Consider the following 13,395-nt stretch of genomic DNA (forward strand, 5'->3'; position numbering starts at 1 on the left):
CGCCCGTCTTCGCGTGCGGGAGGCGTCATCAGGTGCGGGTCCAGCGTTGGTTGCTGCCGTTCGAGCAGGAGTAGAGCTGGATCTGGGTGCCGTTGGCGGTGCCGGCCCCGACGGCGTCGAGGCAGAGGCCGGACTGGGCTCCGACGATGGTTCCGTCGGAGTTCAGGCGCCACTTCTGGTTGTCGCCGCCCCAGCAACTGTAGATCTGGACCCGGGCTCCGTTGCCGGTACCGGCGGCGTCCAGGCACTTGTTGCCGTAGACCCTCAGCTCGCCCGCGGTGGTGTACGTCCACTGCTGGTTGGTGCTGCTGTGACAGTCCCACAACTGGAGCCGGGTGCCGTCGGCGGTACTGGCGTCGGGCACGTCCAGGCAGCGGCCCGAGCCGACGCCTTTGATCTGTCCGCCGTCCTCAGGGGGCGTGGAGGTGCCACCGTTGAGTGCGTCGAGGACGGCGGTGTAGGCGGGCTTCTTGCTGCCGTCACCGTTGAACAGAAGCGGTGTCTGCTCGGATCGCCAGGAGTCGGTGTCGCGCACCCCCCAGACGGTGATGCCGAGGCAGCGAGGGACGGCCAGGCAGTCGTTGACCACGCTGGCGTAGGTCGTGGGCGAGGCGCCCTGGATGTCGAGTTCGGTGACGGCCACGTCGACGCCGAGGGCGGCGAAGTTCTGCAGGGTGGTGCGGAAGTTGCTGTTGTAGGGGCTGCCGCTGTTGAAGTGCGCCTGGAAGCCGACGCAGTCGATCGGCACGCCGCGCTGCTTGAAGTCGCGGACCATGGCGTACATGGCCTGTGTCTTGGCCCAGGTCCAGTTCTCGACGTTGTAGTCGTTGTAGCAGAGCTTGGCGGCCGGGTCCGCGGCGCGGGCGGCGCGGAAGGCGACCTCGATCCAGTCGTTGCCGGTGCGCTGGAGGTTGGAGTCGCGCCGGGCCCCCGAACTGCCGTCGGCGAAGGCCTCGTTCACGACGTCCCACTGGGCGATCTTGCCCTTGTAGTGGGCCATCACGCCGTTGATGTGGTCGATCATCGCCTGGCGCAGCGCGCTGCCGCTGAGGCTCTGCATCCAGCCGGGCTGCTGGGAGTGCCAGGCCAGGGTGTGGCCGCGCACCTCCTTGCCGTTCTGCACGGCCCAGTTGTAGACGCGGTCGGCGGCGGTGAAGTTGAACTGGCCTCGCTGCGGTTGGGTGGCGTCGATCTTCATCTCGTTCTCGGCCGTCACCGAGTCGAACTCACGGTTCGCGATCGTCGTGTACGTCGAATCGCCCAGCCTGCCGGAGGCGATGGCGGTACCGAAGTAGCGGCCGCTCTGCGCCGCCGCGGCGCCGAGCGTGCTCTCCGCAGCGTGTGCGGGCGGCGGCGCGGCGAGTGTGGCGACCGCACTGAGGGCGCCGACGGCCAGCGCCAGCAGCAGGCCACGGATCTTCCCGCGGACAAAGGCTCTTGGAAGGGCGTACGAGCCCATGACTGTGCCTCCAAGGTAGGGATCACGTAGGGACTGAAGCAGTGGGGGTTGCGTCATCCGCTCCCATTCGGCAGACGGACGGGGTGAGCCAGGGCCCGGGCAGTGCGGAAGCGCCGGACACCGCGGTCATGGGGTGGGGCGGTCTTCGACACGGCACGGAGGACTCCTCGCGGCTCAGCCGGCGCAGGTGGTTCGGTGTGTGGGTCTGCCGTGCGGCACGGATTGCCAGGGCTGGTGCTGTCCGAGATATCGATCCGTGGCCGGGCTCCCAGGTAAGAGAGATTGAGGTATTGACGATGCATCGTCAACACTCCTCACGGAAAAAGTTTCTGCCGTATCCTCGAAACTTTCGAACATCTGAGGCGTGTCGTCGGCGTGCCCTTGTCGCCGCCGGTCCGCACGGACCGGCGCCCCTCGCGCGGCGTCAAGTGTGGCGCCACTCGGTCGCTTGCCGGTGTGACGTGCGACGTTTCCTGAGCGAGATCTTTCGAATGTTTCGGCTTCGAGAGCGACATGCGCGGAAACGGTTGACGGCGTTCGGTGGGTCCCTATCATTCAGGCTGCTCGACACTTCGACTCTCGTTCGAGATATCGAACGTAATGATGTCATGCTCCCGCCAGGGTTGTGCGGCCGTGACCGCAGGCCCGGGACGTCACAAGCGGTCTGCCGTGGTGCTCACGGGCCGCCGCACACGCATCACACCGACAGTCCGGACAGTCTCCGACGAGGCCGACCGGAACCGCTCACTCAAGGTTGAGGAAGTCCCCATGTGCAGAGGAAGTTCCAGCCGTTGGCATCCGTCCGCGGTGCTCGCCGCCATGGTCGCGGTCCTGACCGCTGTGGCGGCGATGCTCGTCGCCGCCCCGGCCCAGGCGGCTTCCAGCGGCGCTTTGCGCGGTGTTGGTTCCGGCCGGTGTCTCGATGTGCCGGGCGCCAGCCAGACCAACGGCACCTACCTCCAGATCCACGACTGCTGGAGCGGGACCAACCAGCAGTGGACGCTGACGGACGACAACCAGCTCACCGTGTACGGCGACAAGTGTCTGGACGTTCCGGGCCACGCCACCACCGCCGGTACCCGGGTGCAGATCTGGAGCTGTTCCGGCGGTGCGAACCAGCAGTGGCGGGTGAACGGCGACGGCACGGTCGTCGGAGTGCAGTCCGGGCTGTGTCTGGAGGTCGCGGGCGCCGGTACGGCCAACGGCACGGCGGTGCAACTGTGGACGTGCAACGGCGGCAGTAACCAGAAGTGGACCGGTCTGACGCCGAACCCGCCGACGGACGGCCCGTGCGCTCTTCCGTCGACCTACCGGTGGACGTCAACGGGTGTACTGGCGCAGCCGGCGAACGGGTGGGCCGCGGTGAAGGACTTCACCACCGTGACGCACAACGGCAAGCACCTCGTCTACGCGTCGAACGTGTCGGGATCGTCGTACGGCTCGATGATGTTCAGCCCCTTCACCAACTGGTCGGACATGGCGTCGGCCGGCCAGACCGGCATGAGCCAGCCCGCGGTGGCGCCCACGCTGTTCTACTTCGCGCCCAAGAACATCTGGGTGCTGGCGTACCAGTGGGGTGCGTGGCCCTTCATCTACCGCACGTCCAGCGACCCCACCAACCCCAACGGCTGGTCCGCACCGCAGCCGCTGTTCACCGGGAGCATCTCCGGCTCCGACACCGGCCCGATCGACCAGACCCTGATCGCGGACGGGCAGAACATGTACCTGTTCTTCGCCGGTGACAACGGCAAGATCTACCGGGCGAGCATGCCGATCGGGAACTTCCCGGGCAACTTCGGCTCGTCGTACACGACGATCATGAGCGACACGAAGGCCAACCTCTTCGAGGGCGTACAGGTCTACAAGGTCCAGGGGCAGAACCAGTACCTCATGATCGTTGAGGCCATGGGCGCGAACGGGCGCTACTTCCGATCCTTCACGGCCTCCAGCCTGAACGGGTCGTGGACCCCGCAGGCCGCCACCGAGAGCAACCCCTTCGCGGGCAAGGCCAACAGTGGTGCCACCTGGACCAACGACATCAGCCACGGTGACCTGGTCCGCGACAACCCCGATCAGACCATGACCGTCGACCCCTGCAACCTGCGGTTCCTCTATCAGGGCAAGTCCCCCGGCGCGGGCGGTCCCTACGACCAGCTGCCGTGGCGGCCGGGTGTCCTCACCCTGCGGCGCTGACCTTTCCGCGTTCACGGTGATCCCGATGTGGCGCGGCCGGCGAGCCTGCCGCTGCCATGACGGCGCCGGAGAGCAGCTCACCGCGGTGCAGTGGCTCCAGCGGCCGCAGCCGGAACCGGCTGCGGCCGCCGGGTCGCGGGGGGGGGTCGGGCCGGAAATTGTCGACGAAGTGATCGCCGGGGTGGTCGGGGCACTCCGGATTTCCTGCCCGACACCCACTCTTGTGATCAACTCTGTTGGTTTCATTGACACTTCACTGAGAGGGTCTAACGTTGGGAGCGCTCCCATCACAGCTTGGCAACTGGAAGGAGTTCCCCCCACATGCGCAAACAGAGTCCGTTGACCGGGCGTTCGCAGCCCTCCCTCCGTCGGCCTCTCCAGGTGCTCGTCATGCTGTTCGCCGTGGTTGTCGGCGCACTGACCTGGACGGCCCCCGCCCAGGCTCACGGCACCGTCGTGGGCCCCGCCACCCGTGCGTACCAGTGCTGGAAGACGTGGGGCAGTAACCACACGAACCCGGCCATGCAGACCGAAGACCCCATGTGTTGGCAGGCCTTCCAGGCCAACCCCGACACCATGTGGAACTGGATGAGCGCGCTCCGCGACGGCCTCGGCGGCCAGTTCCAGGCGCGGACCCCCGACGGGACGCTCTGCAGCAACAACCTCTCGAGAAACGCCAGTCTGAACAAGCCCGGGCAGTGGAAGACCACCACCGTCGGCAACAACTTCTCGGTCCACCTGTACGACCAGGCGTACCACGGCGCCGACTACTTCAAGGTCTACGTGAGCAAGCAGGGCTTCGACCCCAAGACCCAGACCCTGGGCTGGGGCGACCTCGACTTCATCACGCAGACCGGCCGCTTCGCCCCGGCGCAGGACATCACGTTCCCCGTCCAGACCTCCGGCTACACCGGACACCACATCGTGTTCGTCATCTGGCAGGCCTCGCACCTCGACCAGGCCTACATGTGGTGCAGTGACGTGACCTTCGGCTGAGCCGAGGAGCGCCGCACACGGCACCTGCCTCGGCCGGGCGCCGGTAACCCGCCGCCCGGCCGACCGAACTCCGTCGGGTCAGGGAGACCTACTCGGTCACCCTGACCCGACGGGGCTCCTCGCTTGCCGCGGCACGCAGGGGACCCCGCTCGGGTCGGTCGCGAGGCACCCTGGTGGTGCGGCGCCTCAGCGGCCCGCCGGGGAGGGCCTGCCGCGCGAGATGACGCGGGTGCCGTGATCGTCGACGACGCGGGCCTGGAGCGAACCGCAGGCGCACCGGGTCCACAGGGTGCCGCCCGCCGAGGTCGGGTGCGCGGACACCACCTGGAAGGGCTCGGCACCGTCGGGCCACCCGCAGTGCGGGCAGACGGCACCGGTCGTGCTGGGCATGGCGACTCCTCGTGCGTCGGTGGTACGTGCATCGGCGGTACGTGCGTCGGTGGTCGTCGGACGACCGGCGCGCGGCGGGTGACCGGCCGTCGCGCCACAGACAGAGTGCGGCCACGGATCCGTTCACGTCCAGGTTGACTTTACGGACTCCACCGTGAAGCGTGCACTTCATGATTGACCTGCGCAGGCTGCACGTCCTCAGGGCCGTCTCCCACTACGGCACGGTCACCGCGGCGGCCCGCGCCCTGCACTTCACCCCGTCCGCCGCCTCCCAGCAGATCCGCCAGCTCTCCCGTGACCTGGGCGTCGATCTGCTGGAGCCGCAGGGCCGCGGGGTCCGGCTCACCCCGGCCGCGGAGAGTCTGCTCGCGCACGCCGACGCCATCGAGGCCCGCTGGGACGAGGCCGAACTGGATCTGCGGGCGGGGGAGGGGACGCCCGCCGGGCCGCTGCGGGTGACGGGATTTCCGGTGGCCGTCTCCGTGCTGCTGGCGCCGATGGCCGCGCGGCTGCGCGAACGGCATCCACGGCTGTCGGTCCGGATCCGGGAGGTCGAGGTGACGGAGAGCTTCGACCTGCTCTTCGAGGGGGAGGCCGATCTGGCGGTCGTCGAGGCGACCCCGTCCAACCCGCCGACGGCCGACGCACGCTTCGACCAGCGGCCCCTGCTCGACGACCCCTTCGACCTGGTCGTCCCCGAGGGCCACCCGCTGGCCGGACGGGACGGGGTCGATCTCGCCCTCGCGGCCGATGAACCGTGGATCGCGCCGGTGCCGCGGAGCCCCTGCCGTCCGCATGTGATGTCGGCGTGCGGCGCCGCCGGTTTCACTCCCGACGTGGTCCATCACGCGCTCGACTGGAACGTCATCGCCCACCTGGTCGCCCACCGGCTCGGCGTCGCGCTGATCCCCCGGCTCGCCCAGCTGACCCCGCAGCTGCCGATCGTCCGGGTGCCCTGCGCCAACCGGCCGCACCGCAAGCTGCTCACCTGCACACGGAGCGGCGGTCACCGGCGTCCGGCGGTCGCGGCCGCACTGGAGGAGCTGCGCGACCTGGCCGCGTCGGCGGTGGCCTGACGCGCAGCGCCACGTACGCCGGGACGCGCGCGCCGGGACGGACGGCGGACCACACGCCGCCGTCACACACGCCGCCGTCACACACGGCGGGACCGGAGCTCGGCGGAGCTCCGGTCCCGTGCGCGCTCTGCGTGCCGGTCAGGCGGCGACGGCCTCGTCGGCGTGGCCGTGCAGCCGGGCGACGACCTCGGTCAGCTGGGCGGCGACCTCGGCGTCGTCGGCCGGGTGGATCTCCGCGAAGCGGGTCACCGAACCGGGGATGGACAGCTTGATGTCCTCGATCACCTTGCCGCCGGCGATGCCCACGGCCTTGCGGGTGTCGTCCTGCGCCCACACGCCGCCGTACTGGCCGAAGGCGGTGCCGACGACGGCGGCGGGCTTGCCGGACAGGGCGCCGGCGCCGTACGGACGGGACAGCCAGTCGATGGCGTTCTTCAGGACGGCCGGGATGGTGCCGTTGTACTCGGGCGAGAAGTACAGGAAGGCGTCGGCGGCCTGGGCGGCCTCGCGCAGCTTGGCGGCGGCGGCCGGGACGCTGCCCTCGACGTCGATGTCCTCGTTGTAGAAGGGGATCTCGGCCAGCCCCTCGAACAGCTGCACCTCGGCGCCCTCCGGCGCGAACTTGGCGGCCGCCTCGGCGAGCTGGCGGTTGTGCGAACCGGCGCGAAGGCTGCCGACGAGCGCAAGGATGCGGACAGACATGAGTACTCCCACTGACGGAGCAGAGGCTGCGGGAACAGACGCTGCTGAAAACACTGCCGTAAAGGATCCGGACCGAGGTCCGTTTAATTTCTAACATCCCAAACGGACCGCGGTCCAGTTTTCTTCCCGATGCTTTACGCTGGCGTCATGTCCGCCGCCCTGCCGCCCTTCCCGAAGCCACAGGAGACCGCCGGCCCTCCCGAGTTGCTGCAAGTCGGCACGGGGGTCGAGGAGGACGAGCCCTGCCTGCGCGCGGACGCCGCGCGCAACCGGGCCCGGCTGCTGGAGGCCGCCGCCCGGCTGGTCGCCGAGCACGGCGCGGCGGGCGTCACGATGGAGGCGGTGGCCGCGGCGGCCTCGGTGGGCAAGGGCACGGTCTTCCGCCGCTTCGGCGACCGCACCGGCCTGCTCATGGCACTCCTGGACCACTCCGAGAAGAAGTTCCAGGCCGCGCTCCTCGGTGGCCCGCCGCCCCTGGGGCCCGGGGCGCCGCCCGTCGAGCGGCTGCGCGCCTTCGGCTGCGCGATGCTGCGCCGCTCCATCGACGAACTGGACCTGCAACTGGCCGCGGAGCCCAGCGCGGAGCGCCGCTACACCGCCGCACCGCGCCGCTTCCTGCGCGGCCACGTCGCCCTGCTGCTGCGGCAGTCGGTCCCGGACGGGGACAGCGAACTCCTCTCCCACACGCTCCTGGCCTACCTCGACGCCGCCCTGGTCCACCACCTCACCGAACAGTGCGGGGTACCCCCGGCGCGGCTGCAGGCGGGCTGGCTCGACCTCGTCGCGCGGGTGACCCGCACCGAGCCGCCCGGGTGACCCGCACCGAGCACCCGGCCTGACCGCCGACGACCACTGCGCCCACGGGACGGGATTTCGTCCGATCCGGACGGCGTCGCCCCGCCCGCCGCCCCGTACCCGGCTTCTGCCAAGATGCCGTACGTCATGGTGCAGATACCGAAACCGCCCGCCCCCGAGCCCCCCGCACCGCGCTCCGTCCCCACGAGCGCCGATGTGGCCCGCCTGGCCGGCGTCTCGCGTGCGACCGTCTCCTACGTCCTCAACAACACCAGCGCCGTCCGGATCAGCGAACCCACCCGCCGCCGCGTCCACGATGCCGCCCGGGAACTCGGATACGTCCCGCACGCCGCGGCCCGCTCCCTGCGCGCCGGACACAGCCGTACGGTCCTGATGCCCGCGCCGTCCTTCCCCGCTGGCCCGCTCTACAGCCGGTTCCTCAGCGAACTCCAGGGGGCCCTCGGCCGTCTCGACTACACCGTCGTGCAGTACGGCACCGTCGGCCCGCACGACGACGAGGCCGCCCGGGCGTGGGCGGAACTGCGCCCGGTCGCCGTCCTGGTACCCGGTTCGGGACTCGGCCCGCGGGGCGTGGAGGTCCTCAAACGCTCCGGCGCCCGCGCGGTCGTCACCCTCGGCCCCGAGGCCGTCGAGGGAGCGCACGCACTGCTCATGGACCACGAGACCGTCGGCCACACGGCGGCCCGTCACCTCCACGACCGCGGGCGCCGCGCGATCGGCGTCGTCGTGCCCGCGGAGGAGGGGCTGGAGGTCTTCTCGGCACCGCGCCTGGCCGGCGCCCGCCGCGCCGTGCGCGACACCGACGCCACCGTCACCGAACTGCCTCTCGCCTACGAGGAGCGGGACGCCGCCCGGCTGGCCGCCCGCTGGCGCTCTCTCGGGCTCGACGCCGTGTTCGCGTACAACGACGAGTACGCGATGCTGCTGATGCGGGCCATGCAGGACGAGGGCCTCGGCATCCCGGGCGACGCGGCCGTGATCGGCGCGGACGACCTGATGCTGGGCCGCCTGCTGCGGCCCCGGCTGAGCACCGTCCACCTGGAGCTGCCCTCCGGCCGCGACCTGGCCGCCCTGGTCGACCGCGCGGTCCACGACCCGGGCGCCGCGCCCGAGCGCCACAAGGTGCTGGGCGCGGCGGTCGTGCACCGCGAGTCGAGCTGACCGGCGGCCGCTTTCGCTCCGCTGCTACTGGCCGTCTGCCACCGGTGCTACTGGCCGTCTGTCACCGCTGCTACTGGCCGTCCTGCCCGGCCTGGCCCTCGGCCTGCGCCTGCTGGTCGGCGACCGCCTTGCGAACCTCGTCCATGTCCAGCTTCCGGGCCTGGCCGATGACGTCCGTCAGGGCCTCCTCGGGCAGCGCGCCCGGCTGCGCGAACACGGCCACCTGCTCCCGGACGATCATCAGCGTCGGAATCGACTGGATGCCGAAGGCCTGGGCCAGCTCGGGCTGCGCCTCGGTGTCCACCTTGCCGAACACGAGGTCCGGGTTGGCCTCGGCCGCCTTCTCGTAGACCGGGGCGAACTGCTTGCACGGACCGCACCACGACGCCCAGAAGTCGATCAGGACGAACTCGTTGTCCGTGACCGTCTGGTCGAAGTTCTCCTTGGTGAGCTCCACGGTGCTGGTCATGGGTGATCCCTCTTCCTGCGTTCGGGGCGTGAACCGTCGGCACAACACTGCCGACCTGGTGGGTATTCCGCGCACGTACCCATGTGGCCACGTCGCACACCACCCACCAGACTGGCCCCATGACGCAATCGGATTCCATCGCGTACGACGTCGTCGTGATCGGCGCGGGCCCCGTGGGGGAGAACGTAGCCGACCGCACCCGTGCGGCCGGACTGTCCACCGCGATCGTGGAGAGCGAACTGGTCGGCGGCGAATGCTCCTATTGGGCGTGCATGCCCAGCAAGGCCCTGCTGCGCCCGGTCCTCGCCCGCGCGGACGCCCGCCGCCTGCCCGGTCTGAGCCGGTCGGTGCGAGACCCCCTGGACACGGCGGCGGTCCTCGCCCGCCGCGACGAGTACACCTCCCACTGGAAGGACGACGGCCAGGTCCAGTGGGTGGAGGGCATCGGGGCGGACCTGTACCGCGGCCGGGGACGGCTCGCCGGGCCGCGCACGGTCGAGGTGGCCGCGCCCGACAGCACCCGCCGGGTACTGACCGCCCGGCACGCCGTCGCCGTCTGCACCGGCAGCGGCGCCGCCCTGCCCGGCCTGCCGGGACTCGCCGAGGTGCGCCCCTGGACCAGCCGCGAGGCCACCAGCGCCAAGAGCGCGCCCGGCCGGCTGATCGTGGTCGGCGGCGGAGTCGTCGCCGTCGAGATGGCAACGGCCTGGCAGGCCCTCGGCTCCCGGGTGACGCTCCTGGTGCGTGGCGACGGCGGCCTGCTCGCCCGCATGGAGCCGTTCGCCGGCGAACTGGTCGCCGAGGCGCTCACCGAGGCCGGCGTCGACATCCGGACGGGTACCTCCGTCGAGTCCGTCAAGCGCGAGGGCGGCACGGTAGTCGCCGTCACGGACACCGGCGACCGCGTCGAGGCGGACGAGATCCTCTTCGCCACCGGGCGCGTCCCCCGCACCGACGACATCGGCCTGGAGACCGTCGGACTGGAACCGGGCTCCTGGCTCCCCGTCGACGACAGCCTCCGGGTCGAGGGCCACGACTGGCTCTACGCCGTCGGCGACGTCAATCACCGCGCCCTTCTCACCCACCAGGGCAAGTACCAGGCCCGCGTCGCGGGTGCCGCCATCGCCGCCCGCGCCTCCGGCGTGCCGGACCTGGACTCCGGCCCGTGGGGCGCGCACGCCGCGACGGCCGACCACGACGCCGTCCCCCAGGTGGTGTTCACCGACCCCGAGGCGGCGTCCGTCGGCCTGACCCTGGCCGAGGCCGAGCAGGCCGGCCACCGCGTCCGCGCCGTCGACGTCGACCTCGCGACGGTGGCCGGCGCGAGCCTGTACGGCGACGGCTACAGGGGCCGCGCCCGCATGGTCGTCGACCTGGAGGACGAGATCGTCCGCGGCGTCACCTTCGTCGGCCCCGGTGTCGGCGAGATGATCCACTCCGCGACCGTCGCCGTCGCCGGCCAGGTACCGATCAGCCGCCTGTGGCACGCGGTCCCGTCATACCCGACGATCAGCGAGGTATGGCTGAGGCTGCTGGAGTCCTACCGGGACAACTGACCGGCTCACCCGCACCGCAGCTGCCGCCGCAGCTGCGGGCGGTCGTGCCGCTGGGACGGCACGGGTGGGCGCGGCGGCACCCCGCGACGCCGGGCTGCCGCGCCCACCCCAGTCCAGCTCCGGCGGCCAGTCAGACCGCCGCCCCCGGAGGCCCCGCGCCCTCTGCGGTCCCCGCTCCCGCCACCCCAGGCAGCCCGAACCCCAACTCCACCGCCGCCCGCTCCGGCGTCACCTGCCCCCACAACTCCGCCATCGCCCGATTCGACGCCAGTGACCGCAACTCGGCCCGGTCCAGATACAGCGTGCCGTCCAGATGATCCGTCTCGTGCTGCACGATCCGCGCCGGCCACCCCGCGAACACCTCGTCCACCGCACCCCCGTGCTCGTCCCGCGCCAGCAGCCGCACCTGAGTGTGCCGCGCCACCACCGCCTGCCACCCCGGCACACTCAGACACCCCTCGAAGAACGCGGCACGCCCGGCGCCCACGGCCTCGTACGACGGATTGACCAGTACCCGGAACGGCTGCGGCACCCGCCCGCGCGCCACCCGCACCTCGTGCGGCACCGGAGCCGGGTCCTCGATCACCGCGATCCTGAGCCCCACCCCCACCTGCGGCGCGGCCAGGCCGACACCCGGTGCCGCGTGCATGGTGAGGCGCAGTGCCTCGACGAACCGTGCCAGCAGCGAGGGCTCCAACTGCCCGTCGAAGGGCGCGGCGACGCGCCGCAGCACCGGATCGCCGGCCGCGACGATCGGCAACGGCCCGTCGGCGGCGAGCAGTTCCTCGACCCGCTCGGCAAGGGGGCGACGATCACTCGGAGTTCCCATCGCGCCAGGATGTCACGGCGTACGGCATCCACTGGCCGACCACGACGGTGTGACACAGGCCACGTTCAGGGCCGGGAACCCGGCGCGCTCCCGCCCCGACCACTGGGACCACCCCGTCCCCACGACGTCCCCGGAGCGCCCGCAGATGACCACCACGTCCCCGACCCCCACGGACGAGGCCCCCGAACCGCCGCCCCCGCCGCCTCCGCCCGGCAACTGGTCCGCACTCCGCCCGCTCGTCCTGCGCCTGCACTTCTACGCCGGGCTGTTCGTGGCACCCTTCCTGCTGGTCGCGGCGGCCACCGGCTTCCTGTACGCCGCCTCCTTCCAGGCCGAGAAGCTGGTCTACGCCCACGAGCTGACCGTCCCCGAGGCAGGCGGGAGCAAGCTGCCGATCGCCGAGCAGGTCGCCGCCGCCCGCCGGGCGCACCCCGAGGGCACCGTGTCGGCCGTACGCCCCTCGCCCGGGGCCGACGCCACCACCAGGGTGCTGCTGTCCGGCGTCGAGGGTGTCGACCCGGACCACACGCTCGCGGTCTTCGTGGACCCGTACACCGCGAAGGTGCGCGGCGCCCTCGAACAGTACGGCTCGACCGGTGCGCTGCCGCTGCGCACCTGGATCGACGAGTTCCACCGGGACCTGCACCTGGGGGAAACCGGCCGCCTGTACAGCGAGTTCGCCGCCAGCTGGCTGTGGGTGATCGCGGGGGGTGGCCTGGTGCTGTGGTTCTCCCGCCGACGGGCCCGGCGCAAGCTGCGCGGCACCAGCGGCCGGCGCCGCACCCTCGGCCTGCACGGGACGGTGGGCGCCTGGGCCGCGGCCGGGTTCGTCTTCCTCTCGGCGACCGGCCTGACCTGGTCGACGTATGCCGGGGCGAACATCGAGGACCTGCGCGTCTCGCTCGGCCAGACCACCCCGTCCGTGTCGGCGTCGGCAGCCGGCGGAGGCGAGCACGCGGGCCACGGCGCGGCGACGGGCGCGGGCGGGGACGCCGCGCACGGGGTCGGTCTCGACAAGGTCCTGTCCGCCGCGCGCGCCGAGGGCCTGGGCGACCCCGTGGAGATCGTCCCGCCCGCGGACGCGTCCTCCGCCTACGTCGTCAAGCAGGTGCAGCGCAGCTGGCCCGAGAAGCAGGACTCGGTCGCCGTGGACCCGGCGACGGGCGAGGTGACCGACGTGCTCCGCTTCGCCGACTACCCGGTGCTCGCCAAGCTCAGCCGCTGGGGCATCGACCTGCACACCGGCAGCCTGTTCGGCCTGCCCAACCAGATCGCCCTGATGCTGCTGGCCGCTTCCCTCGTGCTGCTCATCGTCTGGGGGTACCGCATGTGGTGGCAGCGCGGCCGGGGCTCCGCGTTCGGCCGCCCGATCCCGCGCGGCGCGTGGCAGCAGGTGCCGCCCTTGCTCCTCGTCCCGCTGCTCGCGGCGGTCGCCGTCCTCGGCTACTTCGTGCCGCTGCTCGGTATCCCGCTGGCCGCGTTCGTCGCGGCCGACGTCGTACTCGGCGAGATCGCCCACCGGCGGGGGCGGCGGACGCACGCGGGCAGTGCGACCGCGGAGCGGTGACTCGCCGCGGCGGGGGGGGGGGGGGGGGGGGCGGGCCCCCCCCCCCCCCCCCCCCCCCCCCCCGCCCCCCCCCCGCCCCCCCCCCCCCCCCCGCCCGGCCCCGCGGGGCGGTGCACCCCGCCCCCCACACCCCCCCCCCAAACCGCACACATCAGTACCACCGGCAAGGGTCCCAAGACAG

Annotated in this window: 12 protein-coding genes; 7 read left to right on the plus strand and 5 right to left on the minus strand. The window is 71.8% G+C overall.

All coding sequences use genetic code 11. From position 1 onward, the window contains the following. Positions 1–28 precede the first annotated feature (28 nt). Positions 29–1,459: an endo-1,4-beta-xylanase gene (locus ACIQ6R_RS32050; RefSeq protein ID WP_404225145.1), complete on the minus strand. Its 1,431-nt coding sequence runs from the start codon at positions 1,457–1,459 to the stop codon at positions 29–31. Positions 1,460–2,227: 768 nt separating this feature from the next. Between ACIQ6R_RS32050 and ACIQ6R_RS32055 the strand changes: the two genes are divergently transcribed. Further along, positions 2,228–3,652, plus strand: coding sequence for a non-reducing end alpha-L-arabinofuranosidase family hydrolase (locus tag ACIQ6R_RS32055; protein WP_404225147.1), 1,425 nt, complete (start codon positions 2,228–2,230; stop codon positions 3,650–3,652). A 390-nt stretch (positions 3,653–4,042) separates the two neighbouring features. After that, positions 4,043–4,648 (plus strand): lytic polysaccharide monooxygenase, encoded by a 606-nt coding sequence (locus ACIQ6R_RS32060; RefSeq protein WP_404225183.1) that lies wholly within the window; start codon positions 4,043–4,045, stop codon positions 4,646–4,648. A 186-nt stretch (positions 4,649–4,834) separates the two neighbouring features. Here the strand turns inward: ACIQ6R_RS32060 and ACIQ6R_RS32065 are convergent, their stop codons facing one another. Then, the gene (locus ACIQ6R_RS32065) at positions 4,835–5,038 is read right to left on the minus strand and encodes a hypothetical protein (protein ID WP_404225149.1); all 204 of its coding nucleotides are present in this window, start codon (positions 5,036–5,038) and stop codon (positions 4,835–4,837) included. 170 nt (positions 5,039–5,208) lie between these two features. On the opposite strand from ACIQ6R_RS32065, the gene ACIQ6R_RS32070 reads away from it, so the two are divergent. Further along, on the plus strand, positions 5,209–6,114 hold the full coding sequence (locus tag ACIQ6R_RS32070; RefSeq protein WP_404225151.1) for a LysR family transcriptional regulator: 906 nt from the start codon (positions 5,209–5,211) through the stop codon (positions 6,112–6,114). A 138-nt stretch (positions 6,115–6,252) separates the two neighbouring features. Here ACIQ6R_RS32070 and ACIQ6R_RS32075 read toward each other — a convergent pair whose 3' ends face one another. Continuing rightward, positions 6,253–6,816 (minus strand): NAD(P)H-dependent oxidoreductase, encoded by a 564-nt coding sequence (locus tag ACIQ6R_RS32075; protein WP_375917275.1) that lies wholly within the window; start codon positions 6,814–6,816, stop codon positions 6,253–6,255. 147 nt (positions 6,817–6,963) lie between these two features. Here ACIQ6R_RS32075 and ACIQ6R_RS32080 point away from each other — a divergent pair, with 147 nt between their 5' ends. After that, on the plus strand, positions 6,964–7,632 hold the full coding sequence (locus ACIQ6R_RS32080; RefSeq protein WP_404225155.1) for a TetR/AcrR family transcriptional regulator: 669 nt from the start codon (positions 6,964–6,966) through the stop codon (positions 7,630–7,632). A gap of 126 nt (positions 7,633–7,758) precedes the next feature. Continuing rightward, positions 7,759–8,793, plus strand: a complete 1,035-nt coding sequence (locus ACIQ6R_RS32085) for a LacI family DNA-binding transcriptional regulator (protein ID WP_404225158.1) — start codon at positions 7,759–7,761, stop codon at positions 8,791–8,793. A gap of 70 nt (positions 8,794–8,863) precedes the next feature. Here the strand turns inward: ACIQ6R_RS32085 and trxA are convergent, their stop codons facing one another. Beyond that, on the minus strand, positions 8,864–9,262 hold the full coding sequence (trxA, locus tag ACIQ6R_RS32090) for a thioredoxin (RefSeq protein ID WP_376673808.1): 399 nt from the start codon (positions 9,260–9,262) through the stop codon (positions 8,864–8,866). Positions 9,263–9,381: 119 nt separating this feature from the next. On the opposite strand from trxA, the gene ACIQ6R_RS32095 reads away from it, so the two are divergent. Then, positions 9,382–10,818, plus strand: a complete 1,437-nt coding sequence (locus ACIQ6R_RS32095) for a dihydrolipoyl dehydrogenase family protein (RefSeq protein WP_404225161.1) — start codon at positions 9,382–9,384, stop codon at positions 10,816–10,818. 130 nt (positions 10,819–10,948) lie between these two features. Here ACIQ6R_RS32095 and ACIQ6R_RS32100 read toward each other — a convergent pair whose 3' ends face one another. Next, entirely contained in the window at positions 10,949–11,647 is a 699-nt protein-coding gene (locus tag ACIQ6R_RS32100; protein ID WP_404225164.1) for a peptide deformylase, read from the minus strand. Positions 11,648–11,792: 145 nt separating this feature from the next. On the opposite strand from ACIQ6R_RS32100, the gene ACIQ6R_RS32105 reads away from it, so the two are divergent. Further along, positions 11,793–13,214, plus strand: a complete 1,422-nt coding sequence (locus ACIQ6R_RS32105) for a PepSY-associated TM helix domain-containing protein (RefSeq protein ID WP_404225166.1) — start codon at positions 11,793–11,795, stop codon at positions 13,212–13,214. The last annotated feature ends 181 nt before the right edge of the window (positions 13,215–13,395 follow it).

It is taken from the genome of Streptomyces sp. NPDC096048, assembly GCF_044763415.1.
Lineage (GTDB): Bacteria > Actinomycetota > Actinomycetes > Streptomycetales > Streptomycetaceae > Streptomyces.

Coding starts and splice junctions, on each gene's coding strand:
- ACIQ6R_RS32080 (WP_404225155.1), top strand. CDS start 6,964: ATGTCCGCCGCCCTGCCGCCCTTCCCGAAGCCACAGGAGACCGCCGGC.
- ACIQ6R_RS32070 (WP_404225151.1), top strand. CDS start 5,209: ATGATTGACCTGCGCAGGCTGCACGTCCTCAGGGCCGTCTCCCACTAC.
- ACIQ6R_RS32105 (WP_404225166.1), top strand. CDS start 11,793: ATGACCACCACGTCCCCGACCCCCACGGACGAGGCCCCCGAACCGCCG.
- ACIQ6R_RS32085 (WP_404225158.1), top strand. CDS start 7,759: ATGGTGCAGATACCGAAACCGCCCGCCCCCGAGCCCCCCGCACCGCGC.
- ACIQ6R_RS32100 (WP_404225164.1), bottom strand. CDS start 11,647: ATGGGAACTCCGAGTGATCGTCGCCCCCTTGCCGAGCGGGTCGAGGAA.
- trxA (WP_376673808.1), bottom strand. CDS start 9,262: ATGACCAGCACCGTGGAGCTCACCAAGGAGAACTTCGACCAGACGGTC.
- ACIQ6R_RS32075 (WP_375917275.1), bottom strand. CDS start 6,816: ATGTCTGTCCGCATCCTTGCGCTCGTCGGCAGCCTTCGCGCCGGTTCG.
- ACIQ6R_RS32060 (WP_404225183.1), top strand. CDS start 4,043: ATGCTGTTCGCCGTGGTTGTCGGCGCACTGACCTGGACGGCCCCCGCC.
- ACIQ6R_RS32050 (WP_404225145.1), bottom strand. CDS start 1,459: ATGGGCTCGTACGCCCTTCCAAGAGCCTTTGTCCGCGGGAAGATCCGT.
- ACIQ6R_RS32055 (WP_404225147.1), top strand. CDS start 2,228: ATGTGCAGAGGAAGTTCCAGCCGTTGGCATCCGTCCGCGGTGCTCGCC.
- ACIQ6R_RS32065 (WP_404225149.1), bottom strand. CDS start 5,038: ATGCCCAGCACGACCGGTGCCGTCTGCCCGCACTGCGGGTGGCCCGAC.
- ACIQ6R_RS32095 (WP_404225161.1), top strand. CDS start 9,382: ATGACGCAATCGGATTCCATCGCGTACGACGTCGTCGTGATCGGCGCG.